This is a genomic window from Pseudomonas sp. B3G-3 (assembly GCF_028640915.1).
Taxonomy (GTDB): domain Bacteria; phylum Pseudomonadota; class Gammaproteobacteria; order Pseudomonadales; family Pseudomonadaceae; genus Aquipseudomonas; species Aquipseudomonas chlororaphis_I.
Genome location: NZ_JAQZAB010000110.1, coordinates 98,431 through 123,708 on the forward strand (window position 1 = coordinate 98,431; position 25,278 = coordinate 123,708).

A 25,278-nucleotide genomic window follows, 5' to 3' on the forward strand; every position below is an offset into this window, starting at 1 on the left:
CTATGTTTTTGCGCCACCTTATCGTTTTCAGCTTTATCGCTCTGCTCGCCGGCTGCTCGGGTTTCGGTACCCGCGAATCCGTCGAGGGCCACGGCAGCCCTGCGCTATGGCGCGAACACAAGCAGCAGTTGACTGGTCTCGACGGCTGGCAGATCAACGGCAAGATCGGCATTCGTGCACCCAAGGATTCGGGCAGCGGCACCTTGTTCTGGTTGCAGCGCCAGGATTACTACGATATCCGCCTGTCCGGCCCGCTGGGTCGTGGCGCCGCCCGCCTGACCGGTCGTCCCGGCCAGGTCGCGCTGGAAGTCGCCAACCAGGGACGCTATGAAGCGCCAACCCCGGAAGCCCTGCTCGAAGAACAGCTGGGCTGGAACCTGCCGGTCTCGCATCTGGCCTGGTGGGTTCGCGGGCTGCCCGCCCCCGACAGCAAGAGCCGCCTGACCCTGGATGGCGACAGCCGCCTGTCCAATCTCGAACAGGACAACTGGCAGGTCGAGTACCTGAGTTATGCACAACAGAGCGGTTACTGGCTGCCCGAGCGGATCAAGCTGCATGGCCGCGACCTTGACGTCACGCTGGTGATCAAGGAATGGCAACCACGCAAGCTGGGGCAGTAAGCATGAACGCACCACGACTGACCCTGCCCTCCCCGGCAAAACTCAATCTGATGCTGCACATCCTCGGTCGCCGGGAAGACGGCTATCACGAATTGCAGACGATCTTTCAGTTTCTCGATTACGGCGATGAAATCACCTTCGCCGTGCGCGATGACGGCGTCATTCGCCTGCATACGGAGTTCGCCGGCGTCCCCCACGACAGCAACCTGATCGTGCGGGCGGCCAAGCAGCTTCAGGAACAGTCCGGGTGCCCGCTGGGTATCGACATCTGGATCGAGAAAGTCCTGCCCATGGGCGGCGGCATCGGTGGCGGCAGCTCCAATGCGGCGACCACCCTGCTGGGCCTGAATCACCTCTGGCAACTGGGCTGGGACGAAGATCGCCTGGCCACACTGGGCCTTTCCCTGGGCGCCGATGTGCCGGTTTTCGTGCGCGGGCATGCGGCTTTCGCCGAGGGCGTGGGAGAGAAACTCACCCCGGTAGACCCCGAGGAGCCCTGGTATCTCGTGCTGGTGCCGCAAGTCTCTGTAAGTACAGCAGAAATTTTTTCAGATCCGCTGTTGACACGTGACACTCCGCCCATTAAAGTGCGCCCCGTTCCCAAGGGAAACAGCAGAAATGACTGCTTGCCGGTGGTTGCAAGGCGTTATCCAGATGTACGTAACGCATTGAATTTGTTAGGTAAATTTACCGAAGCAAAACTGACCGGGACTGGAAGTTGTGTGTTTGGGGGCTTCCCAAGCAAAGCTGAAGCTGATAAAGTCTCGGCCCTTCTTACAGAGACCCTTACAGGTTTTGTAGCAAAAGGAAGCAACGTTTCGATGTTGCATCGCAAGCTGCAAAGTCTGCTCTAAAAGGAACCAAGTGCCAGGCACTTGATGCAATAGATACAGGGGCGTCGCCAAGCGGTAAGGCAGCAGGTTTTGATCCTGCCATGCGTTGGTTCGAATCCAGCCGCCCCTGCCATTTTCCTTATACTCATCCAGGTATACCCTCAGCCTTCAGGTACTGCGCGTGTCCAAGATGATGGTCTTTACGGGGAACGCTAACCCCGATCTGGCTCGGCGTGTCGTACGTCAGCTGCATATCCCTCTCGGTGACATCTCTGTCGGTAAGTTTTCCGACGGCGAAATTACCGCTGAGATCAATGAAAATGTCCGTGGTAAAGACGTCTTCATTATTCAGCCGACCTGCGCTCCGACCAACGATAACCTGATGGAACTCGTCGTGATGGCTGATGCCTTCCGCCGCTCCTCAGCGACTCGAATCACTGCTGTAATTCCTTACTTTGGTTATGCCCGTCAGGATCGCCGTCCGCGTTCCGCACGTGTGGCTATCAGCGCGAAAGTCGTGGCTGACATGCTTACCGTAGTCGGCATCGACCGTGTTCTCACGGTTGATCTGCATGCTGACCAGATTCAGGGCTTCTTCGATATTCCGGTAGATAACATCTACGGCTCCCCGGTTCTGGTGGATGACATCGAAGACCAACGTTTCGAAAACCTGATGATCGTCTCCCCGGACATTGGTGGCGTCGTGCGTGCACGTGCCGTTGCCAAATCCCTGGGCGTGGATCTCGGGATCATCGACAAGCGCCGTGAGAAAGCCAATCACTCTGAAGTGATGCATATCATCGGTGACGTTGAAGGCCGTACCTGCATCCTGGTTGACGACATGGTCGATACCGCCGGCACCCTGTGCCACGCGGCCAAGGCCCTGAAAGAGCATGGCGCTGCCAAGGTCTTTGCCTACTGCACACACCCTGTGCTGTCGGGTCGAGCAATCGAGAACATTGAAAATTCCGTGCTGGACGAGCTGGTGGTGACCAACACCATCCCGCTGTCCGCTGCAGCACAAGCCTGTGCGCGTATCCGTCAACTGGATATCGCACCGGTTGTTGCCGAAGCGGTTCGCCGTATCAGCAACGAAGAATCGATCAGCGCGATGTTCCGCTAGGGCCCTGCCCTAGCCTGACATCTCGATGACGAAAAGCGCCCCGCCCCAGCATTCCTGTTGGGGCGGGGCTTTTTTGCCCATATCGCCTTTAGCGCTGGTCGCAAACGCTGGGGCGAGTGTGGTTATTTTGGAGATACAACATGAACGATTTTACTCTGAATGCTGAAGTGCGTTCCGACCTGGGGAAAGGTGCGAGCCGCCGCCTGCGTCGTCTCGCAAGCCTGGTTCCAGCTGTAGTTTACGGTGGCGACAAAGCCCCTGAATCCATCAGCATGCTGGCCAAAGAAGTTGCCAAACTGCTCGAAAACGAAGCGGCTTTCAGTCACGTTATCGAACTGAACGTTGGCGGCACCAAGCAAAACGTCGTGATCAAGGCGCTGCAACGTCACCCGGCCAAAGGCCACGTGATGCACGCTGACTTCGTACGCGTTGTTGCTGGTCAGAAACTGACCGCTATCGTTCCAGTGCACTTCATCAACGAAGCTGCTCCGGTCAAGAAAGGCGGCGAGATTTCGCACGTTATCGCTGAAATCGAAGTGTCCTGCCTGCCGAAAGACCTGCCTGAGTTCATCGAAGTCGACCTGGGCGACGCTGAAATCGGCACCATCGTTCACCTGTCGAACCTCAAGGCCCCTAAAGGCGTTGAGTTCGTTGCTCTGGCTCACGGTAACGACCTGGCTGTTGCCAACGTTCACGCTCCACGTGTTGCCCCAGAAGCTGCAGAAGGCGCTGCAGAGTAATTCACTCTGCTTGCCGGAGTTACCGGAAACATCGCGGACTGGAACGTAGCGAGAAAGCGGGCGGGAACGCGGAGTTTACATAATGGTAAATGAGCACTTGTCGTCCACTTTCGCCGCACACTCCAGTCGCGGCGATGTTATCCACAACTCCAAGGAAGGGCCCCTATCGTGACTGCCATCAAACTGATCGTTGGCCTGGGTAATCCAGGCGCCGAATACGAACAGACCCGGCATAACGCAGGGGCCCTTTTTGTTGAGCGCATCGCCGAGAAACAAGGCGTCAACCTTGTGGTCGATCGCAAATATTTCGGCCTGACCGGGCGTTTTTCGCACCAGGGTCAGGACATTCGTCTGCTGATACCCACCACCTACATGAACCGCAGCGGCCAGGCCGTGGCGGCATTGGCCGGTTTCTTCCGCATCAAGCCCGAAGAAATCCTGGTGGCGCATGACGAACTCGACCTGCCACCCGGCGTCGCCAAGCTCAAACAGGGCGGCGGGCATGGCGGGCACAACGGGTTGCGCGACATCATCGCGCAACTGGGCAACCAGAATACCTTTCACCGCTTGCGGCTTGGCATCGGCCACCCAGGCGTCGCCAGCATGGTCTCGAACTTTGTCCTGGGTCGCGCGCCGCGCGCCGAACAGGAAAAGCTCGATGCCAGCATCGATTTTGCCCTCGGCGTGCTGCCGGATATCTTCGCCGGTGAATGGAACCGGGCGATGAAAAACCTGCACAGCCAGAAGGCCTGACTCTTATCCGAGGGGAAACACCATGGGATTCAACTGCGGCATCGTCGGCCTGCCTAACGTCGGCAAGTCCACCCTGTTCAACGCCCTGACCAAATCCGGTATCGCGGCCGAGAACTTCCCCTTCTGCACTATCGAGCCGAACAGCGGCATCGTGCCGATGCCGGATCCGCGCCTGGATGCCCTGGCCGCCATCGTGGTGCCCGAGCGCGTGCTGCCGACCACCATGGAGTTCGTCGACATCGCCGGCCTGGTGGCGGGCGCCTCGAAAGGTGAAGGCCTGGGTAACAAGTTCCTGGCCAACATCCGCGAAACCGATGCCATCGCCCACGTGGTCCGCTGCTTCGAAGACGACAACGTGATCCACGTGTCCAACAGCGTCGACCCGAAACGCGACATCGAGATCATCGACCTGGAACTGATCTTCGCCGACCTCGACAGCTGCGAAAAACAACTGCAGAAAGTCGCGCGCAACGCCAAGGGCGGTGACAAGGACGCCGTGGCGCAGAAAGCCCTGCTCGAGCAACTGATCGCGCACTTCACCGAAGGCAAGCCAGCACGCAGCCTGATGAAGAACATGAGCGCCGACGAAAAAGCGGTGATCAAAGGCTTCCACCTGCTGACCACCAAGCCGGTCATGTACATCGCCAACGTTGCTGAAGACGGTTTCGAAAACAACCCGCACCTTGATGTGGTCAAGGCCATCGCCGAAGAAGAAGGCGCCGTGGTGGTGCCGGTCTGCAACAAGATCGAAGCGGAAATCGCCGAACTTGAAGACGGCGAAGAGAAAGACATGTTCCTCGAAGCCCTGGGCCTCGAAGAACCTGGCCTGAACCGCGTGATCCGCGCCGGCTACGAAATGCTGCACCTGCAGACCTACTTCACCGCCGGCGTCAAGGAAGTTCGCGCCTGGACCGTCCGCGTCGGCGCTACCGCTCCGCAGGCCGCCGCGGTGATCCACACCGACTTCGAGAAAGGCTTCATCCGCGCCGAAGTGATCGCCTACAACGACTTCATCCAGTTCAAGGGTGAAGCCGGTGCCAAGGAAGCCGGCAAATGGCGCCTGGAAGGCAAGGAGTACATCGTCAAGGACGGCGACGTGATGCACTTCCGCTTCAACGTCTGAGGCGTTTTGCCGGAGTTCAGTGGCGCTCGTTAGAACGCCGCTCTCTTTAAATAAACAGTAGGGCCCCGCATGGGGCCCTACTGTTTTCAATCACAAAAAACTGGGGGATCCGAGTTCAAGATCAAGTCGGGCCTCACCACCATCCCCCCTTCCAAACTATTTTACAGATGTGATCGTTCCTTCTCTGGAAACATCCCTTCGCGATTCTCTGCACGCCTTAGCTCACTGATAACTCATCGTGAAAGTCGCCAATCCGTTTGCACTGCCAGGCGATACGTTGGGTGCGATCTGCACATAACGCGCACTGAGTGGAATCTGAAACACCGACACGCCTTGCGCGATTGTGCCCGCCCTCCATTGATTGATATTCCCTGCAGAACTGGAGTCAGGCCCATAACCGAGCACGACATCCTCTTTGAGAATATGAATACCCAACCCGGATGCGGTCGACGCAGAAGTGAGCGACAACGTGGTGGAGGTATTGTCTGGGCGGGACACGTCCGTCAGCGTGACATAGGAACCGATCGCAGTACCTGGCTCTCCCCCCGAGCAAGCCAAGGTGATGGTAAAAGGGCGAGGAGGAGATGTAGCGCCCATGCCCGTAAAAGTCGTGGTCGCAATGTTGCCCATCGATACCGGAATTGCCGGTGTGGAAACGCTACAAGTTGGTCCGGCCGAGATACTGCTTTGACCGGCCACCGTAACCTGCCAGTCCCTGCAACCGCCCTGCGCACAGTTGAATTTGCTTGTCACCAGGGTCTCCACCGATAACTTCCCGCTCTGAACCGGGCCTGTTTTTATCAGCTCTATCCAGATGGTTTGCATATGGGAATCATTGAGCTGCCAACCGGTTGCACCAGCGTTGTGAGTGCCTGGGCCGGTGATCGGGGTGGTGACCCCACTGGGAAAGTTTCGGGCCCGCCATATAGCCCACCACCTGACGCCCAAACCAGGAATATTGGTCTCGTAGACATCGGTAAATGCTGGAGCCAGTGTTCCATTACTCACTGAGCCCCAGATTGTGGAGTTTTCGGCGAACGTCCCGTCCACCAGTCTTGACTCTTCTCGAGTAGAGGTCCACAGCACCGCTCCGACGTCGGCGTTTCCTGGAACAACAATATTTGCAGGCAGTGAAATACTGGATGTTCGTGGATTGAACCATCCAGCGGCAAACACATGACTCGGTAGTAATACAGAGAAGATAAAAAACAGAATGAACACCGGGATAAAAATGCTGCGTTTCATATGAAAGTCATCAGTACCATCTAGAGGGAATTTGCATCGATCGACAGGGCAACAACCCTTGTGGCCAGGCTTCTTTATCCAAACAAAAGGGCTTTGTCCTGTCTGATGACAAGACCCAAGGCGGTCGCTATTTTCCGTAAGAAGATGAAGCCTTCTCAATAAGGCAATTCCTATATTCCTAATTTCATAAAGGAATCCTAAAGTGGCCTCGCATAGCCGAGGGCTATCTCTATGTGGATAGGAGTTGGTTGCTATCATCACGCAACGACAGCTCCGGATCGCTCGACAAGACTCTTGCAGGCCAAGCCCTGACAAACGTCAAATCGCAAACTAGATCCATCATCTTCTCAATGGAAAACCGCAGGCTTGGGTAACTCTGCCGCTGAAAGACGCGGACACTTCATCGCACCACGCGACAGGAGTACCCTGCATCCCTCTGACACAGGCAGATACTTGCATGCGTTCTGCTTAACTCTATGCACTCGCTCACGCTACGCACGGACAGGGCCCCGCCACAGATGCAAAAGAAAGTTATCGTCGTCGACGATCACCTGCTGACACTGATCGGCATTCGAGCGTCGCTCAGCGATGACAGCACGCTGCAGATCGTCGGCGAGGCCCAGGATGTCGAAGGGCTTTTCCAGCTGTTGGCCGAACAGCCCTGCGACCTGGTCATCACCGACCTGATGATGCCCCACAGCCAACAGGCCGACGGCATCCGCCTGATCGAGCAATTGCGCCGGCGTTATCCGGCCATTGCGGTCATCGTGGTGACCATGCTCAACAACCCGGCGCTGCTGGCCTCGATCCTCAAGCTGGGCGTCCAGGGGCTGATCAGCAAGCGCGGGGTACAGGGCGACCTGCAGATGGCGGTTCGCGCCAGCCAGGCCAAACCCTTCATATCCCCGTCCATCAAGCATCTGCTCAACCCCGGCCAGCCCCTGAGCGAGATCGAACAACTGTCCCCTCGCGAAGTCGAGGTCTTGCGCCTGTACGGCGCCGGGCTGTCGGTCAATGAAATAGCCCTGCACCTCAACCGTTCCAAGCAGACCATCAGCAGCCAGAAAAGCAGCGCCATGCGCAAACTGGGCCTGGATAACAACGCCAGCCTGTACCTGTACATCCAGGAAGTCGGGCTGACCTGAGACTATGCCTACCCCTCTAGCGGGCCTGTCGCGTCTGACCCTCTGGATCACGCTCTTGCTGACCAGCGTTACTTCCCTGGGCGCCACCGAGCCTGAGCCTGCGCCGCTGTCCCTGGCCACGCTGATGGCCCTGCGTCAGACACTGCCCCCGCGCCCGCTACGGGTCGCCGAAGTGAGCGCCTCCAACGAGCGACCCGAGCCGCGCGGCAACGTTGTCCTCAACCAGATCACCAACGACTACCTGGAACACATCAGCCAGTTTCTCGAACTGCCGATCCAGCGCGTGCCCTACCCTACGGTGGACACCGCCATCGCCGCCCTGACCAGCGGGGACATCGACCTGATGCCCCGTGCCACCGAATACGAAAGGAAGCAACCCGGGTTCATCTACAGCCTGCCCTACCTGGACAACGAGCCGATCATCGTCGGCCGCATCGCCGACAAGGACCTGCCCCCGGACCTGGCGGGCAAGCGCGTGCTGGTCCCGGCCTACTATGTACAGGCCGAAACGGTCGCCAAGGCCTACCCCAAGGCCGAACTGATTGTGATCAAAAGCATTATCGAAGGCCTGCAACGCCTGGCCGACGGCGAGGCCGACGCGCTGATCGGCGATCAGCTGCGCAGCAACTTCTACATGCGCAGCCTGGCCAACCTCAAGCTGCAGAACAAATACGTCGCCGACCTGCCGGCCATGGGCTTCAGCTTCGCCGCACAGGGGCATGAAGAGAATCTGGTCACCCTGATCAACGCCTCGCTGAAGACGGTGACCCGGGAGCGCAAGCAAGAGATCTTGCAGCACTGGGAACGCTCGCCCTGGCTGTTCGCGCCGACCGACTCCTTCGCCCTCAACAGTGCGGAAGACAGCTGGCTCAAGCGCCTTGCGTCGCTGAACCTGATCGCCCGCCAAATCCCCAATTACCTGTATCGCAATGCCGACGGCCAATGGGCCGGGCTGGCATTCAATGTGCTGCGCAGCCTGGCCGACGACTATCAGCTGCAACTGAACATCATCGACAGCCAGTCGCCGGAAATCGATCGGCAGCGCCTGGAGCGCGACGAGGCGCAAATCGCCCTGTCATTGGTACCGACCCCGGTCCGACAAAAGAGCCTGCTGTTCAGCGATGGCTTCGGCACCGAATACTGGGCCTTCGTTACCCGCCAGGGCGCCAGCTCCCCCAGCTCACTGGCAGCCCTGGGCGGCAGGCGCCTGGCACTCCAGGCCGGGCATCCCCTGCAGCACCTGCTCCAGAGCCGCTACCCGAGCATCGAACTGGTGCTCACCGACAATTACGATCAGGCCGTGCAATTGGTGGAACAGGGCATGGTCGACGCCATGCTGAACAGCGCCGCCGATGCCCGGCACATGACCAACCCGGGGCTGCGCGCCGGCAAGCAGTTCCAGGCCCAGCCCGAGCCGCTGGTGTTCGCCGTCTCGGCCGAGCACCCCGAACTCCTGAGCATCCTCAACAAGCTCCTGTACTCGTTGAAGAACTCGGACGGCAACCAGGACCGTATCAGCGTTCTGGCACGGCCCGCGACCAAGGGTTCGCTCTGGGACTATCTGCCGAAATGGCTGTGGCAGACCGCTGCACTGGTCCTGGTGCTGGTGTTGCTGTCCTTGCACTGGAACTGGCGCCTGCGGATTCAGATTCGCAAGCGGCGCGCCGCGCAGAACCAGCTCAAGGACCAACTGGCCTTCCAGTTCGCCTTGCTCAACGGCTTGCCCATTCCCCTTTACGTACGCGACCTGCAGGGGCGCCTGAGCACCTGCAACCACGCCTATGAGCAGTTCTTCGGCCAATCCCTGGACGAGATCCGCGGCACCACGCCCCAGGAGCAAGGCATAAGCCCACCCGCGCTGGCCCGGGAGCTGGAAGAACAGCACCAACGGCTGCTGGATAACCGCCAGTCGCAGTTCCTCGACAGCGTGATCGAGGTCGGCGGCAAGACCCATCATATCTACCAATGGCTGGTGCCCTTCTACACCGCGCTCGGCAAACAGCAGGGGCTGCTGGGCGGCTGGATCGACATCAGCGTGCGCAAGCACCTGGAAAACAAACTGCTCGAAGCCCAGCAACAGGCGCTCGACGCCAGCGCGGCGAAAAGCCAGTTCCTTGCGACCATGAGCCATGAACTGCGCACCCCGCTGAATGCCATGGTCGGCCTGCTGGAGCTGGAAACCAGCGGCTCGTCCAAGCCTTCGCAAAACCTCAGCATTGCCCAGCAGTCGGCGCAATCGATGATCGACCTGATCGGTAATATTCTCGATCTGGACAAGGTCGAAACCGGCCAGATGGAACTGGCGTCCAGCCCCACCGCGCTCGCCCCGTTGCTGGAAAACTGCCTTGAGCTGTTCGCTGTCCAGGCCCGGAAAAAGCACCTGGAGCTGAAACTGGAACACCACCTGGACCCGCAGCGGCGCTATCAGGTGGACGCCATGCGCCTGACACAAATCCTCCATAACCTGCTGTCCAACGCCCTGAAGTTCACCGATCACGGATGGGTCGAACTGCAGGTCCGGGAACTGGACGTGGCCCCGCGCCAGAGCCGGTTGACATTCCAGGTCAACGACAGCGGCATTGGCATCGCCGAGGAGCTCCAGCCACAGATCTTCGCGCCCTACCAGCAAGCCCATGCGCAGATCGCCCACCTGCACGGCGGCTCCGGCCTGGGCCTGAGCATCTGCAAACAGTTGGTCGAACTCATGGGTGGCACCATCCGACTCGACAGCGCCCCCGACCAGGGTTGCCGGGTCAGCTTCGAACTGATCCTGCCCTGGCAGCTTGCCGAGGACGAGGCGCAGCAGGCCGCTCATGACGCTGCGGCGGTCGCCGCGCTGAATGTGCTGATCGTCGACGACGTCTCCACCAACGGCCTGGTGCTCGAGCAACAACTGCTCAGGCTCGGCCATCGGGGAACTTATGTCAGCAGCGGCAAGGCGGCCCTGCAGGCCTGGGAAAAGGGTGACTTCGATGTGCTGATCACCGACTGCAACATGCCGGACATGGACGGCTACGCCCTCACCCGCAGCGTTCGGGCCGCAGAACAGGCGCGCGGCCTGCCAAGGCTGCCGATCATCGGCTACACCGCCCGGGCCCTGGCCGATGAAAGGCAGCGTTGCCAGGCGGCCGGCATGGACGACCTGATGATCAAGCCCATCGTCCTCGAACGCCTGCGGGAAATGCTTGGCGGGCTGAAAGCGCTCGGCTTCCTTCCCCAAACCACAGCCGCTTTACCCCTCGCCCCACCCGAGCCTGCCTCCGACCAGGCGGCTCCCGCGACCTTCGACCTGTCCCAGCTGGAGGTTTTCCAGAACGACCCACAGCTCAAGGAACGCTTGCTCCAGGAGCTGCGCCGTAACCTGGAACAGGAGCATGAGCTGTTGAGCACCCCGCTGCCCGACACGCCGGACTTCCTCGAACAGTGGGTCCACCGGGTCAGCGGGCTGGCCTGCACCGTCGATTCGCCAGCCTTGATGCGGGCCTGCCTCGACCTGCAACTCGCAGCCCGCCAGGGTGCGCAGAATATGGATGGCCAACGCGAAGCCGTGCTGTCCGTCATTGAACGCATGCTGCGCGACATCGAACGCCACGGCTGACCCGCTCCGGGCAGCCCTGCGCAACGCATCCCGCCCTGGGCGACGCCCGGGCCGGCGCCCTGAAACATCTTGTTCCATTCCCTCCCCGCGCCTTTCGTACTCGTCTCATACAAGCCCGCACGCCTGCTCGGCATCCTAGGCGCCCTTCGTTACCGGGCACTGCCAGCCATGGGCAACCCTGGCCGCGTCTTGCAGCGGCCGGCATCGAAGACCTCAAAAAAAAACCATTTCATATACATAAATCAAGGTGATTCGATGCCTCATAACAACCGCGTCAACGCCATGCGCAAGCTGCCGTTGGCCATCACCCTCGGTCTGGTTTCGTTGGCCACTCAACAAGCCTTCGCCCACGGGTATGTCGAGAGCCCAAAATCCCGTGCCTTCATGTGCTCCGCAACCGGCGGCAACCTCAACCGCGATTGCGGCCCCGTCACTTACGAGCCGCAAAGTGTCGAGTACTCGCCATCGGTCCAGCATCACTATCCCAAGGATTACTGCTCGGGCGACTTCACTAAATGCGGTCCGGCGAACGGCACCATCCCGGCGGGCGGCATCACCAGCTTCTCCCAACTCAACGAGCAGACGGCGACCCGCTGGCAGAAAACCACGATCAAGCCGGGCATGAATGAATTCACCTGGTACTACTCCGCCGGTCACGCCAGCGCCTACTACCAGTTCTACATCACCAAGAAGGACTGGAACCCGAACCAGCCGCTGACCCGCGACTCCTTCGAGATGACCCCGCTGCTCAATGAAAGCGCCGGCGGCGCGCGTCCGCCAGCGGGTGGCAGGACCAAGCACAAGGTCAACATCCCGGCCGATCGCAGCGGTTACCACGTGATCCTGGCGACCTGGAAAATCGCCGACACCGCCGCCACCTTCTACCAGGCCATCGACGTCAACATCGACAACGATGGCGCGCCGATTCCTGACTGGAAGATCCTCGGCGCGGTGCAGCCTGAACAACTGCGTGTCGGCGACAAAGTCAGCACCCGCGTGTTCACCAATGCCGGCGAGCAACAGAACCGCCAGACCCGCCTGAGCATCGAGACCGCGGAACAGGCCCAGGCCAACACCTGGCCGTTCCTGTTGGCGCAGCAGGTCAACAAGGCCAATGCCGGCTACGTAATGGGCGAACTCAACGCCAATAACGAAGTCGTGCCCAACTACGGCAAGAACACCCTGTACGCCAAGAACAACAGCGACGTGGTACGCGTGGAAATCCAGAAAGAGCAGCCGAGCATTCCTGGCGAGCTGAAGCTTTCCGGCCTGCAGGCCGAGTACACCCTGAAGGACAACGCCACCGACCTGCACTTCAACGCCATTGCCCAGGGCGGCAAGTACACCATCAGTTCGACGGTCTTCAACGGCAAGAACGAAAGCATCGCTCACGTGCAAGCCGAGCCTGGCAACAACACCCCGCACTTCTCCATCCCGCTGCGTAACGTCAGCGAAGGCGAATACGACGTGGTGGTCGTGGCCAAGCCGGAAAAAGGCGAGCAGCTGCAACAAAGCCAGCGCATCACCCTGAAAGCCGAGGAAGTGGGCGGCGGTGATTACGACTTCGTCTTCCCCAAAGGCCTGACCGGCTACAAGGCCGGCACCAAGGTCCTGGCCAAGGACGGCAACGTCTATGAGTGCAAGCCGTTCCCTTACAGCGGCTACTGCATCCAGTGGAACGCCGGCGCCACCCAGTTCGAGCCTGGCGTTGGCAGCAACTGGAAAGACGCCTGGATTCGCAAGTAATCCATAACCTGACCAACCGCAGCGTGGTGCCTCGGCACCGCGTTGCGGACCTTGGGAATCGACATGAACCACCCTCACTACTCAAGACCGCGCAGGCTGCTGCACTGGTTGTTCGCCGCCGTTGTCCTCTGGGCCACGATCAGCGGCTATACCAGCGCCCTGTTGCAGCCGTCGCCCTCGGTCCGGCAGGCGATCGCCTTTATCAACGTCTCGCTGACCACCCTGCTGGTGCCGCTGTTCGTCTTGCGGCTGTTCTACCTCGCGCGTCATCCCGCTCCGCCGGCCCCTGCCCACCAGAGCGCGGGTGAACGCCGCCTGGTGCATGCCGGGCACGCCGCCCTGCTGGTCACCCTCGGCACCGTGCTGTTCAGCGGCGTGCTGATGATGTCGCGCCCGATCGACCTGTTCGGCCTGCAACTCCCGCAACCTTTGCAGGACCCGGCGGCCATCACCTTTTTCGAGGAGCTTCACCACTACAGCTGCATGGCCCTGGCCCTGCTGGTGGCCGGCCATATCGCCGCGGTGATCCTCCACCAACTGCGCGGCCATGGCGTGCTCAGACGCATGCTGCCGAAACGCCCATGAAGACGCTGCTCTCATGGCGCCCGCGTTGGCTCGGGCAACGCTGCCTGCTTCCCGCCAGCCTGGTCGCCCTGGGCCTGTGGCTGGCCTGGCTCGGCCTCGACAGCTGGACCTACCGGCAAGTGCTGGCGGGCCAGCCGGTGCCGGCCGCGGTACCGAGTGCCAGCGCCGAAAAGCTCCTGCCCGCCCCTCTGGACGATCACAACATCGCCAGGGTCTTCGGCGCCGTGCCGGTCGAATTCGACAGCGCGCAGGCCAGCCTGCCGCTGGTCCTGCTCGCCAGCCTGCTGGGCAACCAGCCCGAGCAATCCAGGGCACTGATCCAGCATGCCGACAGCCGGGCCTTCTACTCCCCGGGCGAACGCCTGCCCGACGGCACGCTGCTCAAGAGCGTCAGCGCCGACCAGGTGGTGGTGCTGCGTAACGGCCGTGAACAGAACCTGCTGCTGCCCGGGCGCCAGATGCACCTGCTCAGCCCCCAGACAACCCCTCCGGAGGTCGCCGACCGAAAAGCCACGGCCCTTCTGCAAGCGATAGAGAACACACCATGAAACTGTCCAAGATTGCCGGCGCCGTGCTCAGCCTCGGCCTCCTGCTGAATGCCTTGCCCAGCAGCGCGGCCCTCACCACCCAGCGCCTGTGGACGCTGAACATGAAGGACGCCGAACTGCGCGACCTGGTCAGCGAGGTCGGGGAAATCACCGGCAAGACCCTGGTGGTCGATGCCCGCCTGCAAGGCAAGGTCAGCGTGCAATCCTCCAAAGCCCTGGACAAGGAGGGTATCTACTCGCTGTTCCTCAGCGTGCTGCGCAGCCAGGGTTTCGTCGCCCTGGACCAGGGTGACCGGGTGCTGATCGTGCCGGCGGTGGAAGCCAAGACCAAATCCAGCGAGCAATCGGGCGATGAGTTCGTGACCCGGGTCCTGGACCTGCGCAACGCCAACGCCGCGGAAATCTCCGGGGTGGTCCGCCCGCTGGTGAGCGATGACGCCTATGTCGCGCCCTCGGCCAGCTCCAATGCCCTGGTGGTTTCCGACAGCGCCAGCAACGTCGAGCGCATCCGCCAGGTGGTCAGCGAACTGGATCAGGCCGGCAACCGCTCGTTCAGCACCGTGGCCCTCAAGCACGCCTGGGCCAGCGACGTGGCCCGCACCCTGAACGAAAGCATCAGCCAGACGGGCAACGGCCCCAGCGACGCCAAGGCGGTGGGCGACGCCCGCAGCAACCGGGTGATCCTCGCAGGCAACACCCAGGCCCGCCAGCGCATGGCCGAGCTGGTCAGGGCCATCGACGTGCCGAGCAATGCCAACGACAGCGCGCGGGTGGTGCGCCTGCACCACAGCGATGCCAAGCAGCTGTCGAAGCTGCTCAACGGCATCGGCAAGCGCCTGGACGACGGCAATCGCGGTGGCGGCGAAGGCAAGGGCGGCGGCAATTCGATACTGGTGAGCGCCGATGAAAGCCAGAACGCCCTGGTGCTGATGGCCGACCCGGCGCAACTGAGCATGCTCGACAAAGTCATCACCCAGCTGGACCAGCCACGGGCCCAGGTGCTGGTGGAAGCGGCCATCGTCGAAGTCAGCGGCGACATCAACGAAGCCCTCGGCGTGCAATGGGCGGCGCGCGCCGGCAACGTCGCCGGCGGCACCAATTTCAGCGGCACCGGCCTGTCGATCGGTACCCTGCTGGGGAATGGCAAGGACAAGAACATCACCCTGCCGGACGGCGCCATCATCGGCATCGGCACCAGCAATTTCGGCGCGCTGGTCACCGCCCTGTCCAGCGACTCCAAGAACAACCTGCTGTCCACCCCGAGCCTGCTGACCCTGGACAACGAAGCGGCGGAAATCCTCGTCGGCCAGAACGTGCCGTTCCAGACCGGCTCGTACACCACCGACACCGCCGGCGCCAGCAACCCCTTCACCACCGTGGAGCGCCAGGACGTCGGCGTGACCCTCAAGGTGACGCCGCACATCAACGAGGGCAACACCCTGCGCCTGAAAGTCGAGCAGGAAAGTTCGGAACTGGCCAGCGCCCCGCCCGGCATCACCACCAGCGACGTGATCACCAACAAGCGTTCGGTGAAAAGCACCATCCTCGCCGACGACGGCCAGATCATCGTGCTCGGCGGCCTGATCAAGGACAACGTCAAGACCCAGGTCAGCAAGGTACCGGTGCTGGGCAGCATTCCCCTGCTCGGCCGGCTGTTCACCAGCACCAAGGACGTCACCGAAAAGACCAACCTGATGGTCTTCCTGCGGCCGACCCTGGTACGGGGCAGCGCCGATGCCATCAACGTCAGCCAGCGCAAGTACAACGACCTGCGCAAGCTGCGCGCCAACGGTGACAGCCGCAGCGGCCTGGCCCTGCCGGCCGACTCGCGTCAATTGTTCGATGCCGCCCCGCAGGATGGGACCATCGACATGCGCGCCAGAGAGCCACGCCGATGAACCCGGTCGCGCGCCTGCCCTTCGGTTTCGCCAAGCGCCATGGCGTCCTGCTGGAGCCCATGGAGAGCGGCCTGCAGCTTTACTGCCGGACCGACACGCCGGTGGAAGTCCTCGCCGAGATCCGCCGCTGCCATGGCCCGCTGCTGGGCCATCGGATACTCGACGCCGAGGGTTTCGCCGAGCGGTTGGCCGAGCAGTATCGTGACGGGCGCGACGACGCCATGCAGATGGCCGAAGGCCTGGGCGACCAGATCGCCGGCCAGGACGACCTGGCCAGCCTGGCCGAACAGCTGCCGCAGATCACCGACCTGCTGGAGCAGGAAAACGACGCGCCGATCATTCGCCTGATCAACGCGATCCTCGGCGAGGCGGTCAAGGTCAAGGCTTCGGATATCCACCTGGAAACCTTCGAGCAGCACCTGTCCGTGCGCCTGCGGGTCGACGGCCTGCTGCGCGAAGTGCTGCGCCCGCGCCGGGAACTGGCGGGCCTGCTGGTGTCGCGGATCAAGGTCATGTCCAAGCTCGACATCGCCGAAAAGCGCATCCCCCAGGACGGCCGCATCGCCCTGCGCATCGGCGGCCATGAAGTGGATGTGCGGGTCTCCACCCTGCCTTCGGCCTACGGCGAGCGGGTGGTGATGCGCCTGCTCGACAAACAGGCCGGGCGCCTGGACCTGGGCCGGCTGGGCATGGCCGAGGCGATCCGCGGCAAACTCGAAGACGCCCTGCTGCGCCCCCACGGCATCCTGCTGGTCACCGGCCCCACCGGTTCCGGCAAGACCACCACGCTGTATGCCGGGCTCAGCAGCCTGAACAACCAGACCCGCAACATCCTGACCATCGAAGACCCGGTGGAATACCACCTGGCCGGCATCGGCCAGACCCAGGTCAACACCAAGGTCGACATGACCTTCGCCCGAGGCCTGCGCGCCATCCTGCGCCAGGACCCGGACGTGGTCATGGTCGGCGAGATCCGCGACCGGGAGACCGCCGACATCGCCGTGCAGGCCTCCCTCACCGGCCACCTGGTGCTGTCCACCCTGCACACCAACAGCGCCATCGGCGCCGTCACCCGCCTGCTGGACATGGGCATCGAGCCCTTCCTGCTCTGTACCTCGCTGCTCGGCGTGGTCGCCCAGCGCCTGGTGCGGGTGCTCTGTATCGATTGCAAAAGCGCCGCGCCCGCCGACGCCGCGGCCTGCCACCGGCTGAACCTCGACCCGCAACAGGCGCCGCTGCTCTACCACCCGGTCGGCTGCCCGGCCTGCCAGCACAGCGGCTATCGCGGCCGCCAGGGCATCTACGAACTGGTGCTGTTCGACGAACCGCTGCGCCAGCTGATCCACGAAGGGGCTGGCGAGGCCGCCTTGACCCACTACGCGCGCCAGCATGCCCACAGCCTGTTCGCCGACGGCCGGGACAAGGTGCTGCAAGGCGTCACCAGCGTCGAAGAACTGCTGCGCGTAACCCGGGAGCACTGACCATGGCCGCCTACGAATACCTCGCGATGTGCAACGCCGGGCGCAAGACCCGCGGCGTACAGGAAGCCGACAGCGCCCGGCAGGTCCGCCAGCTGCTGCGTGAACGCAATCTGATCGCCCTGCAGGTCAAACCGGCCCGCGGGCAAAAGGACCATTCCGGCGCCGCACTGACCAGCAACCAACGCCTCAGCCCGGCGCAACTGGCCTTGCTCACCCGCCAATTGGCAACCCTGGTCCAGGCCTCACTGCCACTGGAAGAAGTGCTGGCCGCCGTCGCCGCGCAATGCAGCAAACGCGCGCAGCAGAGCATGATGCTGGCGATCCGCGCGCGGGTGCTGGAAGGCCATGACCTGGCGCGGGCCATGGGCGAATACCCGCGCGCCTTCGGCTCGATGTACCGGGCCACGGTGGCCGCCGGCGAGCGCGCCGGCCACCTGGCCCAGGTCCTGATGCAGCTGGCCGACTACACCGAGGCCCGGCATGCCGCCCGCCAGCAGCTGCAACTGGCCATGCTGTACCCGAGCATCCTGCTGCTGGCGGCCTTCGGCATCGTCGGTTTCCTCCTCAGTTTCGTGGTGCCGGATGTGGTCAAGGTGTTCATCGACAGTGGCCAGCAACTGCCGGTGCTGACCCGTGGCCTGATCGCCACCAGCGACTTTGCCCGGGACTACGGCCTGGTCCTGCTGCTGATACTCGGCAGCCTCGCCGCCGGCCTGCGCGTGGCCCTGCGCAAGCCCGCCCTGGCCATGCGCTGGCACCAGCTCCAGCTGCGCCTGCCGGTGATCGGGCGGGTCATCCAGGCCAGCAACAGCACCCGTTTTGTCAGCACCCTGGCGATTCTCGGACGCAGCGGCGTGCCGCTGGTGGATGCCCTGGAAATCTCCGCCGAGGTGGTCGCCAACCAGCAGATTCGTACTCGTATGAAAGACGTGGCGCGTGCCGTGCGCGAAGGTAGCGGGCTGACCCGGGCCCTGGAACAGAGCGGCGATTTCCCGCCGATGATGCTGTACATGATCGCCAGCGGCGAACGCTCGGGGGAACTGGACAGCATGCTCGAACGCGCCGCCCACCAGCAGCAGACCCAGCTGTCCAACGGCATCGCCATGCTGGTCGGGCTGTTCGAGCCGGCGATGCTGGTGTTCATGGGCGCCAGCGTGCTGGTCATCGTCCTGGCCATCCTGATGCCCATTCTCAACCTCAACCAACTCATCACCTGAAGAGCCCACAACATGCGCAACCCTTCCCGCCAACGCGGCTTCACCCTGATCGAGATCATGGTGGTCGTGGTGATTCTCGGTGTCCTGGCCGCCCTGGTGGTCCCGCAGATCATGAGCCGTCCGGACCAGGCCAAGGTCACCGCCGCCCGCAGCGACATCAAGGCCGTGGCCACGGCCCTGGAAATCTACAAGCTCGACAACCACCACTACCCCTCGACCCAGCAGGGCCTGGAAGCCCTGGTGAAAAAACCGGCCGGCCTGCCGGCGGCCCTCAACTGGAACCCCGACGGCTACCTCAAGCGCCTGCCCAAGGATCCGTGGGGCAACCCTTACCAGTTCCTCGCCCCGGGTCGCGAGGGCTCGGCCTACGACCTGTATTCCTTCGGTGCCGACGGCCGCAACGGCGGCGACGGGACCAACGCCGACATCGGCAACTGGGAGCCTTGAAGTGCGCAAGCCAATGGCGGGTTTCACCCTGCTGGAGCTGCTGGTGGTCATGGTGATCATCGGCTTGCTGGCCGGCATGGTCGGGCTGGTCCAGAGCGACTCGGGCGGGCAGAAGGCCCGGCGCGAGGCTGAGCGCCTGCAGAACCTCATTGGCTTGCTGCGCGAAGACGCGGTACTGAACAACATCAATCACGGCCTGCGCCTGGCGCCGGACCACTATGCGGTGCTGAACCTCGACCACAGCGGCCAGTGGCAGGCGGACAAGCGCTTCAAGGAACACCGGCTGCCCGGCGAGCTGCGCCTGAACCTGCAGGAGCCACGACCGCAGGGCAAGGAGCCGCAACTCTGGGTGCTGGCCAACGACCAGATCTCGCCTTTCAATCTGCTGCTGGAATACCGCCAGCAGCCGCTGCTGTCGCTGTCCAGCGACGGAGTCGAGGAGGTGCGTCTTGCCCCGGTGCAATGAACAGGCGGGCTTCACCCTGCTGGAAGTGATGGTGGCCCTGGCCATTTTCGCCGTGCTGTCGCTGGCGCTCTACAGCGCCACCGAACACCTGATCGGCAACAACGGCGGCCTCAGCGAGCGCACCCTGGCGCAATGGCTGGCGGACAACCGCCTGAACGAACTACGCGCCGGCATGCGCCAGGCCCAGAGCCAGCGCCAGGAACCGATTCGCTTCGCCGGACGCGACTGGCTGCTGACCAGCGAAACCGCCGCCGCGCCCGACCCGCGCTTGCTGAAGATCGTGCTCGAAGTCGCCACCGACGCGCCCATGCCCCGGCAACGCGCGCGCCTGGCGGGCTACCTGGAGGCCCGCCCATGAAACGCCGGCAGCAGGGCTTCACCCTGCTCGAAGTGCTGATCGCCATGGCCCTGTTCAGCCTGCTCGGCCTGGCCTGCTATCAGTTGCTCGAACGCATGATCCATACCGACCAGCGGATTCATCAGCACGAACTGCAACTGCGGCGCCTGCAGCGTGCGGTGGGTATCTTCGAGCGTGACCTGACCCAGGCCATCGCCTACCCGGTCAACGGCAGCTCGGCGCGCCAGGCACTGATCGGCGAGCCCGGGCGCATCCAGCTGGTACGCGGCGGCTGGAGCAACCCCTTGCAGCAGGCGCGCAACGACCTGCTGCTGGTCACCTATCACTGGAACGACGACCAATGGCTGCGCGAATACCGCAGCCCGGTGGACGGCCCCGACCTGTCCGGCACCGCCGCGCAACAGCTGCTGCTCGATGGCGTCCGGCTCGAACGCCTGCGCTACATCGACGACCAGGGTAAGGCCCACCCCAACTGGCCCGTCGGCCAGGCGCCATTGAGCCTGCCCCAGGCCATTGAGCTGGAGCTCGACGCCCCGGGTTATCCCGGCCTGCGGCGGGTGATCCTGCTGCCGGGCTTCAAGGGGCTGGAGCATGGTTAAGGCCTGTAGACAACGGGGCATCGCGCTGATCAGCGTGCTGCTGATCACCTCCCTGGCGACCCTGATCGTCAGTGACATGCTGGCTCGCCAGCGCCTGAGCCTGATCGGCAGTTCCAACCAACTGTTGCAGCAGCAACTGTGGCAACTGGCGCTCAGTGGCGAAGCCTGGGCCCGTGGCCAACTGCGCGACGACTGGCGCGATGAGCCGGAGCCCAAGCGCGTGCACCTGGGCCAGCGCTGGGCGCAAAACACACCGCTGTTCGACATCGACGGCGGGCGTATCCGCATCCAGCTGCAGGACCTCAGCGCGCGCTTCAACCTCGGCACCCTGCGCACGCCCAACGACCGGATCAGCCGCCTGCGTTATCAACGCCTGCTGCAAGTGCTCGGCCTGCCACCCCACGACCCCAGGCGCCTGCCGCCGGTGCGTGGTTTCGACGGCAAGCCGCTGGCCTGGAACGACAGCAACGAATTGATGCGCCTGGAAGGCGTCGACACAGCGGTCATGGAACGCCTGCACCCCTGGGTCAGGACCACGCCGGGGGCCCTGAACCTCAACACCGCCCCGGCCGAACAACTGGCCAGCCTGGGCAAGCTCGACCTGGCCCAGGCCATCGCCCTGGTGCAGGCACGCCCCGTCGATGGCTACCAGACGGTACAGGAGTTTCTCGACGCCCCCGTGTTGAAACAGCACGAGATCAACAGCCAGGGGCTCGACGTCAGCAGCCGCTATTTCCAGGCGGTGCTGGATGTCGAACTGGGCGACCGCCAATTGCGTTTGATCAGCCGCCTGCGTATCGAGCCGGACGGCCAGGTCAGCGTACTGCAGCGCACCCTCGCCGCCCCTTCCCGTTTTCCGGAGTAAACCCCATGCAAGCCTGGCTTTACCTCACCACCGTGAATGCGGACGACGACTCGCCCGTCACCTGGTGGCAAACCGACGGCGAGCCGGTGCACGGCACGCTGCAACAAGCGGCAGTGCTGGCCGGCCGGCGCCTGACCCTGCTGCTGCCGGCCGAAATCGCCAGCCATCACCGCTTCGACGTACCGCCGCGCAGTGGCCGCTGGCTGCAGCAAGCCATCCATTCGGTGCTGGAAGAACGGCTGCTGGACGACCCCGAGCAGTTGCACCTGGCCCGTGGACCGTTGCAGGCGCGTCGGCACTGTCGCCTGTTCGTCCTGCAACGGCAGTGGCTGGAACAACTATTGGAACGGCTGGCCCGCCATGGCCTGACGGCCGAGCGCATTCATGTCGATGCCGACTGCCTGCCGGACAACCAGGCACTGGCCCTGCGTTGCCACGACCGCTGGCTGATCGGCGGGGCCTGCCAGCAACGCCTGGCACTCGATGACCAGACCCTCGAAGAGCTGGCCCCGCTGCTGCCCGACAACCTGCAACGCAGCGAGGAAACGCCCTGGCCGCTATTGGCTCGGGGCAGCGCGCAGGCCATCGACCTGCGCCAGGGCGCCTTCGCCCTGCGCAGCCCCTCGCGTACACCCTGGCGGGCGCTGCTGGCGATCCTGGCCATCGCCTGCGGCGCTCAAGTGGCACAGGACGCGGGCCAACGCTGGCTGTTGCAACACCAGACCGCCGAGGTGACCGAGGCCAGCCTGGAACTCTGGCGCCAACGCTTCCCCGACGAGCCGCGGGTGATCGACCTCGCCCGCCAGGTCCAGGCTCGTGCCCAGCAGCCCGGCCAGCCCCAGCAAAGCCTGGCGCGCCGGCTCGACAACCTGGCCAGCCGATGGACCCACAGCGACGGCGGCGATACGCGGATCCGCCGGCTGGACTACCAACAGGCGCAAGGCTGGACCCTGCAAGTCAACGCGCCGGACTTTTCCACCCTCGAACGTCTGCGCGAAGCCCTCGCGCAGCAGGGCGCGAACGTCCAGGCCGACTCGGCCGTGCTCGCTCCCGACGGGGTCAGCGCCCGCCTGAAAATCACGGACTAAACCATGACCACCCTTTTCAATCGTTACTCGAACCGCTGGCAGCAGCTACCGGCCCGCGATCGCCTGGCCCTGAAGCTGCTCAGCCTGTTTCTGGCCGTGACGCTGTTCTGGACCCTGCTCTGGAATCCGCAGCGCCAGGCCTTGCGCCAGGCTGAACAGCAGTTCCAGGAGGCCCTACAGTTGCAAACCGATCTGCTCAAGCTCCCTTCGTCCACCCAGGCCCGCGGCCAACAGGCCAACAGCCGCACCCTGGCCGGGCTGATCACCGCCAGCACGGCCGCGGCCAACCTGAGCATCGAACGCATGGACAGCGAAGAATCCGGACGCCTCAATCTCAACCTGGGCGGCGCGCTGCAAGACCTGCTGACCTGGCTGGACGAGGTGGAAAACCAGGGCGTCAACCTGGTGTCGCTGCAATTGGAGGTCGACCCTCAGGCCCTGGTCCAGGCGCGCCTGACCCTGCAGGCGAACTGATCGCGCCCGCCGCTCAGCGGACGGGCTCCTCATCGACCCGCTCAGTGCCCAGCAGGCGCGGGCCCCAATCCTCGACCGCCGCCTGCTCGACCCGGCGCTCCAGGGTGCGGCGCCAGGAGGGCACCAGCGGCAACTCCAGGCACAGACGAATCTCCTCCACTGCCACCTCGCGGGAAAACAGCACCGCGCTCAAGCGCGACAGCGGCCACTGCTCGAAGGGGCGCTCGACCTGCTGCAACACGTCCCCGGCGCTTATGCTGCCCGCTTCCAGCACCCGGTAATACCAGCCGGTACGCCCGCTCTGCTGGACCCGCAGCGACATGTCTTTCACGGCAAAGCGGTCATTGAGTTTCCAGCACGGCATGCGTCCCTGGGACACCTCCAGCAACACGCTGCCCACCCGGACACGGTCGCCCAGGCAGACGTTCTGCTCGGTCCAGCCGTGGCTGCTGAAGTTCTCGCCAAAGGCGCCCGGCTGCTCCAGCAACGCGTGCGGCCCCAACTCGGCGGCCCAGGCGGCGTAGTGCTCGCGGGGGTAGTGATGAATGGCTTTTTCCGTGCCGCCATGTACCCGCAGGTCGCCCTGCTCGTCGTCCAGCAGGCCCAGCGGACCGACCTGCAGACTGCCGGTGCGCGCAGTCTTGGCGATCGCGCTCATCGATCCCGGGCGGCTGTAGGCCACGGCGCGGCCGGTCAACAGGGCATCGAGGGTTATACGCTCAGGGGTCATTACCTTACTCCATGGTTTCATCGGCGAACTGATGTTCCCGGCAGATCAACTCAATGTCGGCAGGCGCCAGCGGCTCTTCGGTCAGGCCGCAGAAAGGCCCGCCCGCGACCTGTTGGTGAAAGCGGCAGGTCTTGCACAGGCCGAAGCTCGGCACGTCCTGGGTGCGCTGCACGTTGCGCAGCAGCTCGCCGAGCAAGTGCTCCAGCTCCCTGGCCTGCCCGCCCATGCGTTGCGCGGCGGTCTCGAGGAACGCCGGCGGCATCACTTCCGCCAGCAGGGCCCTGGCCTGCTCGGTCAGCAGCAGGTGCACGCTGCGTTTGTCCCGGGCGTCCTGGCTTTTGCTGATCAGGCCCTTGGCTTCCAGCGCCTTGAGCGACTGCGACACCGTGCCTTTGGTCAGGCCCAGGTAATCGGCCACCGCCAGCGGTGTATTGGAATAGCCGTTGCAGCGCGCCAGGTACAGCAGCGCGCTCAACTGGATCGGCTGGATATCCGCCAGCAGCGGGTGCTCGCGAAACCAGACGCGGGTCAGGCTGGTAAGCCTCTCAAGCAAATCGAACAGCACAGGGGCATTTCCCGGATCAATGTCTGCGATAAATAGTATCGAATAAAAACTATATTGACAAAGACCTGAGCCAGTGAAAATCTAAATACAGTATCGATCCGATACTTTTATTGGAGGCTCAGCCCATGACACACGCTCGTTACTACCACGCTGGCTGCCCGGTTTGCGTCGAGACGGAACAGACCCTGCTGGAACTGCTGGACCCGCAAATCAAAGTGGAAATCGTCCACCTCGGCCAGGCACCCGCGCGGATCGCCGAGGCCGAAGCCGCCGGGGTCAAATCGGTGCCGGCCCTGGTGGTCGCGGACAAGGTCCTGCACCTGAACTTCGGTGCGGCCCTGGCCGACCTCAAGTAGACCCGCTCGCCAGCGCACGCCTGACGAGGCGCTGGCGCTCTCTTTTCTCGACGGATGAAACCGCCATGAACGTGAAAGTCTTCGACACCCATGTGCGCACCCGCGCAGGCCATTACCTGCACTTCGACGTGCTGACCGAAACCCATGACGCCGCCCTGGCCCGGCAATATGCCTTTGCCTGGCTGGACAGCCTGGGCGTGCGGGAAAGCGACGTATCGCAGAACGAATGCCGCTTCTGCCACAGCCGGATCGGCGATCCCCAGGTGATGCAAGGCATCGCCCGCCAAGGCTATTTCATCATTCCACTGCAAGGTTTCCAGACAGCGGGCTTCGAGGCGACCGGCCTGGAGGTGAGCGGATGAACGCCTATAAACCACTGGACTGCGACCTGCACGACTACCTGGAAATCGCCTGCATGCATGGTTACCGGCTGCTGGTGGAACGGGTCGATGGCAGCCAGTTCGAAGCGCTCGGCAAGACCACCCGCACCAGCGCCAATGGCGAAGAATTCTTCTGCCTGGAGGACGCCGAAGGTCCGCTCGAAATACGCCTCGACCAGCTGCTGGCGATTACCCCGCTGGATGCCAAGCGCAGCTTCGGCCGCATCGTCCTGGCCGGGCAACACTGCTCGATCTGACTCGACGAGGGCCTTGGCCAAGGGCAAAAAAAGCGCCG

Annotated in this window: 27 protein-coding genes and 1 tRNA gene; 25 read left to right on the top strand and 3 right to left on the bottom strand. The window is 63.1% G+C overall.

Annotated features, from left to right (window positions below; genetic code table 11):
• Positions 1–2 precede the first annotated feature (2 nt).
• The 7 genes from lolB to ychF all read left to right on the top strand — a co-directional run bounded on the left by lolB (position 3) and on the right by ychF (position 5,192).
• A complete protein-coding gene (gene lolB, locus PVZ80_RS18350; protein ID WP_009050790.1) occupies positions 3–620 on the top strand; it encodes a lipoprotein insertase outer membrane protein LolB in 618 nt (205 codons plus the stop codon).
• A 2-nt stretch (positions 621–622) separates the two neighbouring features.
• The gene (gene ispE / locus PVZ80_RS18355) at positions 623–1,474 is read left to right on the top strand and encodes a 4-(cytidine 5'-diphospho)-2-C-methyl-D-erythritol kinase (RefSeq protein WP_053269893.1); all 852 of its coding nucleotides are present in this window, start codon (positions 623–625) and stop codon (positions 1,472–1,474) included.
• 37 nt (positions 1,475–1,511) lie between these two features.
• A tRNA-Gln gene (locus PVZ80_RS18360) sits at positions 1,512–1,586 on the top strand.
• A 48-nt stretch (positions 1,587–1,634) separates the two neighbouring features.
• Positions 1,635–2,576, top strand: a complete 942-nt coding sequence (locus PVZ80_RS18365) for a ribose-phosphate pyrophosphokinase (protein ID WP_003171603.1) — start codon at positions 1,635–1,637, stop codon at positions 2,574–2,576.
• 140 nt (positions 2,577–2,716) lie between these two features.
• A complete protein-coding gene (locus tag PVZ80_RS18370) occupies positions 2,717–3,316 on the top strand; it encodes a 50S ribosomal protein L25/general stress protein Ctc (protein WP_009050792.1) in 600 nt (199 codons plus the stop codon).
• Between the two features lie 168 nt (positions 3,317–3,484).
• Positions 3,485–4,069, top strand: coding sequence for an aminoacyl-tRNA hydrolase (pth, locus tag PVZ80_RS18375; RefSeq protein ID WP_053269894.1), 585 nt, complete (start codon positions 3,485–3,487; stop codon positions 4,067–4,069).
• 22 nt (positions 4,070–4,091) lie between these two features.
• On the top strand, positions 4,092–5,192 hold the full coding sequence (ychF, locus tag PVZ80_RS18380) for a redox-regulated ATPase YchF (protein WP_009050794.1): 1,101 nt from the start codon (positions 4,092–4,094) through the stop codon (positions 5,190–5,192).
• 222 nt (positions 5,193–5,414) lie between these two features.
• On the opposite strand, the gene PVZ80_RS18385 is transcribed toward ychF, so the two are convergent.
• A complete protein-coding gene (locus PVZ80_RS18385) occupies positions 5,415–6,437 on the bottom strand; it encodes a fimbrial protein (RefSeq protein ID WP_273864332.1) in 1,023 nt (340 codons plus the stop codon).
• Between the two features lie 518 nt (positions 6,438–6,955).
• Here PVZ80_RS18385 and PVZ80_RS18390 point away from each other — a divergent pair.
• The 15 genes from PVZ80_RS18390 (at position 6,956) to gspM (ending at position 22,952) form a co-directional block, all read left to right on the top strand.
• Positions 6,956–7,582: a response regulator gene (locus PVZ80_RS18390; protein ID WP_009050795.1), complete on the top strand. Its 627-nt coding sequence runs from the start codon at positions 6,956–6,958 to the stop codon at positions 7,580–7,582.
• 4 nt (positions 7,583–7,586) lie between these two features.
• Complete coding sequence (locus PVZ80_RS18395) at positions 7,587–11,180, top strand: ATP-binding protein (protein ID WP_273864333.1); 3,594 nt, start codon at positions 7,587–7,589, stop codon at positions 11,178–11,180.
• Positions 11,181–11,435: 255 nt separating this feature from the next.
• Positions 11,436–12,926, top strand: coding sequence for an N-acetylglucosamine-binding protein GbpA (gene gbpA / locus PVZ80_RS18400; RefSeq protein ID WP_103331101.1), 1,491 nt, complete (start codon positions 11,436–11,438; stop codon positions 12,924–12,926).
• A gap of 63 nt (positions 12,927–12,989) precedes the next feature.
• Positions 12,990–13,511: a cytochrome b gene (locus tag PVZ80_RS18405; protein WP_053269898.1), complete on the top strand. Its 522-nt coding sequence runs from the start codon at positions 12,990–12,992 to the stop codon at positions 13,509–13,511.
• Positions 13,508–14,059, top strand: a complete 552-nt coding sequence (locus PVZ80_RS18410; RefSeq protein ID WP_101283496.1) for a type II secretion system protein N — start codon at positions 13,508–13,510, stop codon at positions 14,057–14,059. The genes PVZ80_RS18405 and PVZ80_RS18410 overlap by 4 nt, the downstream gene beginning before the upstream one ends.
• Positions 14,056–15,957, top strand: coding sequence for a type II secretion system secretin GspD (gene gspD, locus PVZ80_RS18415; protein ID WP_273864334.1), 1,902 nt, complete (start codon positions 14,056–14,058; stop codon positions 15,955–15,957). Before PVZ80_RS18410 ends, gspD begins: the two co-directional genes overlap by 4 nt.
• Positions 15,954–17,438 (top strand): type II secretion system ATPase GspE, encoded by a 1,485-nt coding sequence (gspE, locus tag PVZ80_RS18420; RefSeq protein WP_273864335.1) that lies wholly within the window; start codon positions 15,954–15,956, stop codon positions 17,436–17,438. The genes gspD and gspE overlap by 4 nt, the downstream gene beginning before the upstream one ends.
• 2 nt (positions 17,439–17,440) lie before the next feature.
• Complete coding sequence (gspF, locus tag PVZ80_RS18425) at positions 17,441–18,655, top strand: type II secretion system inner membrane protein GspF (RefSeq protein ID WP_081359811.1); 1,215 nt, start codon at positions 17,441–17,443, stop codon at positions 18,653–18,655.
• Positions 18,656–18,667: 12 nt separating this feature from the next.
• On the top strand, positions 18,668–19,102 hold the full coding sequence (gspG, locus tag PVZ80_RS18430; RefSeq protein ID WP_009050803.1) for a type II secretion system major pseudopilin GspG: 435 nt from the start codon (positions 18,668–18,670) through the stop codon (positions 19,100–19,102).
• 1 nt (position 19,103) lies between these two features.
• On the top strand, positions 19,104–19,568 hold the full coding sequence (gene gspH, locus PVZ80_RS18435) for a type II secretion system minor pseudopilin GspH (RefSeq protein ID WP_273864336.1): 465 nt from the start codon (positions 19,104–19,106) through the stop codon (positions 19,566–19,568).
• Positions 19,552–19,926: a type II secretion system minor pseudopilin GspI gene (gene gspI, locus PVZ80_RS18440; protein WP_016703592.1), complete on the top strand. Its 375-nt coding sequence runs from the start codon at positions 19,552–19,554 to the stop codon at positions 19,924–19,926. The genes gspH and gspI overlap by 17 nt, the downstream gene beginning before the upstream one ends.
• Positions 19,923–20,525, top strand: a complete 603-nt coding sequence (gspJ, locus tag PVZ80_RS18445; RefSeq protein ID WP_110176153.1) for a type II secretion system minor pseudopilin GspJ — start codon at positions 19,923–19,925, stop codon at positions 20,523–20,525. The genes gspI and gspJ overlap by 4 nt, the downstream gene beginning before the upstream one ends.
• Positions 20,518–21,390 carry a type II secretion system minor pseudopilin GspK gene (gspK, locus tag PVZ80_RS18450; protein WP_273864337.1) on the top strand — a complete coding sequence of 291 codons (873 nt, stop codon included), beginning with the start codon at positions 20,518–20,520 and terminating at the stop codon, positions 21,388–21,390. The genes gspJ and gspK overlap by 8 nt, the downstream gene beginning before the upstream one ends.
• 5 nt (positions 21,391–21,395) lie before the next feature.
• Positions 21,396–22,478 carry a type II secretion system protein GspL gene (gene gspL / locus PVZ80_RS18455; protein ID WP_273864338.1) on the top strand — a complete coding sequence of 361 codons (1,083 nt, stop codon included), beginning with the start codon at positions 21,396–21,398 and terminating at the stop codon, positions 22,476–22,478.
• A gap of 3 nt (positions 22,479–22,481) precedes the next feature.
• On the top strand, positions 22,482–22,952 hold the full coding sequence (gene gspM, locus PVZ80_RS18460) for a type II secretion system protein GspM (RefSeq protein ID WP_041984181.1): 471 nt from the start codon (positions 22,482–22,484) through the stop codon (positions 22,950–22,952).
• Between the two features lie 13 nt (positions 22,953–22,965).
• On the opposite strand, the gene PVZ80_RS18465 is transcribed toward gspM, so the two are convergent.
• Together PVZ80_RS18465 and PVZ80_RS18470 are read right to left on the bottom strand one after the other, a co-directional pair.
• Entirely contained in the window at positions 22,966–23,682 is a 717-nt protein-coding gene (locus PVZ80_RS18465; protein WP_009050810.1) for an MOSC domain-containing protein, read from the bottom strand.
• 4 nt (positions 23,683–23,686) lie between these two features.
• Positions 23,687–24,247 carry a MarR family winged helix-turn-helix transcriptional regulator gene (locus PVZ80_RS18470; protein ID WP_124340738.1) on the bottom strand — a complete coding sequence of 187 codons (561 nt, stop codon included), beginning with the start codon at positions 24,245–24,247 and terminating at the stop codon, positions 23,687–23,689.
• A gap of 125 nt (positions 24,248–24,372) precedes the next feature.
• On the opposite strand from PVZ80_RS18470, the gene PVZ80_RS18475 reads away from it, so the two are divergent.
• From PVZ80_RS18475 to PVZ80_RS18485, 3 genes are all read left to right on the top strand, one after another.
• A complete protein-coding gene (locus PVZ80_RS18475; RefSeq protein ID WP_009050812.1) occupies positions 24,373–24,603 on the top strand; it encodes a thioredoxin in 231 nt (76 codons plus the stop codon).
• 65 nt (positions 24,604–24,668) lie between these two features.
• The gene (locus tag PVZ80_RS18480) at positions 24,669–24,965 is read left to right on the top strand and encodes a DUF2024 family protein (protein ID WP_038635103.1); all 297 of its coding nucleotides are present in this window, start codon (positions 24,669–24,671) and stop codon (positions 24,963–24,965) included.
• On the top strand, positions 24,962–25,240 hold the full coding sequence (locus PVZ80_RS18485) for a Rho-binding antiterminator (RefSeq protein ID WP_009050814.1): 279 nt from the start codon (positions 24,962–24,964) through the stop codon (positions 25,238–25,240). The genes PVZ80_RS18480 and PVZ80_RS18485 overlap by 4 nt, the downstream gene beginning before the upstream one ends.
• The last annotated feature ends 38 nt before the right edge of the window (positions 25,241–25,278 follow it).

Excerpts from the sequence above, each read along its gene's own strand:
- lolB (WP_009050790.1), top strand. The coding sequence starts at position 3 with ATGTTTTTGCGCCACCTTATCGTTTTCAGCTTTATCGCTCTGCTCGCC.
- ispE (WP_053269893.1), top strand. The coding sequence starts at position 623 with ATGAACGCACCACGACTGACCCTGCCCTCCCCGGCAAAACTCAATCTG.
- PVZ80_RS18370 (WP_009050792.1), top strand. The coding sequence starts at position 2,717 with ATGAACGATTTTACTCTGAATGCTGAAGTGCGTTCCGACCTGGGGAAA.
- ychF (WP_009050794.1), top strand. The coding sequence starts at position 4,092 with ATGGGATTCAACTGCGGCATCGTCGGCCTGCCTAACGTCGGCAAGTCC.
- PVZ80_RS18385 (WP_273864332.1), bottom strand. The coding sequence starts at position 6,437 with ATGAAACGCAGCATTTTTATCCCGGTGTTCATTCTGTTTTTTATCTTC.
- PVZ80_RS18390 (WP_009050795.1), top strand. The coding sequence starts at position 6,956 with ATGCAAAAGAAAGTTATCGTCGTCGACGATCACCTGCTGACACTGATC.
- PVZ80_RS18395 (WP_273864333.1), top strand. The coding sequence starts at position 7,587 with ATGCCTACCCCTCTAGCGGGCCTGTCGCGTCTGACCCTCTGGATCACG.
- gbpA (WP_103331101.1), top strand. The coding sequence starts at position 11,436 with ATGCCTCATAACAACCGCGTCAACGCCATGCGCAAGCTGCCGTTGGCC.
- PVZ80_RS18405 (WP_053269898.1), top strand. The coding sequence starts at position 12,990 with ATGAACCACCCTCACTACTCAAGACCGCGCAGGCTGCTGCACTGGTTG.
- PVZ80_RS18410 (WP_101283496.1), top strand. The coding sequence starts at position 13,508 with ATGAAGACGCTGCTCTCATGGCGCCCGCGTTGGCTCGGGCAACGCTGC.
- gspD (WP_273864334.1), top strand. The coding sequence starts at position 14,056 with ATGAAACTGTCCAAGATTGCCGGCGCCGTGCTCAGCCTCGGCCTCCTG.
- gspE (WP_273864335.1), top strand. The coding sequence starts at position 15,954 with ATGAACCCGGTCGCGCGCCTGCCCTTCGGTTTCGCCAAGCGCCATGGC.
- gspF (WP_081359811.1), top strand. The coding sequence starts at position 17,441 with ATGGCCGCCTACGAATACCTCGCGATGTGCAACGCCGGGCGCAAGACC.
- gspG (WP_009050803.1), top strand. The coding sequence starts at position 18,668 with ATGCGCAACCCTTCCCGCCAACGCGGCTTCACCCTGATCGAGATCATG.
- gspJ (WP_110176153.1), top strand. The coding sequence starts at position 19,923 with ATGAAACGCCGGCAGCAGGGCTTCACCCTGCTCGAAGTGCTGATCGCC.
- gspK (WP_273864337.1), top strand. The coding sequence starts at position 20,518 with ATGGTTAAGGCCTGTAGACAACGGGGCATCGCGCTGATCAGCGTGCTG.
- gspL (WP_273864338.1), top strand. The coding sequence starts at position 21,396 with ATGCAAGCCTGGCTTTACCTCACCACCGTGAATGCGGACGACGACTCG.
- gspM (WP_041984181.1), top strand. The coding sequence starts at position 22,482 with ATGACCACCCTTTTCAATCGTTACTCGAACCGCTGGCAGCAGCTACCG.
- PVZ80_RS18465 (WP_009050810.1), bottom strand. The coding sequence starts at position 23,682 with ATGACCCCTGAGCGTATAACCCTCGATGCCCTGTTGACCGGCCGCGCC.
- PVZ80_RS18475 (WP_009050812.1), top strand. The coding sequence starts at position 24,373 with ATGACACACGCTCGTTACTACCACGCTGGCTGCCCGGTTTGCGTCGAG.
- PVZ80_RS18480 (WP_038635103.1), top strand. The coding sequence starts at position 24,669 with ATGAACGTGAAAGTCTTCGACACCCATGTGCGCACCCGCGCAGGCCAT.
- PVZ80_RS18485 (WP_009050814.1), top strand. The coding sequence starts at position 24,962 with ATGAACGCCTATAAACCACTGGACTGCGACCTGCACGACTACCTGGAA.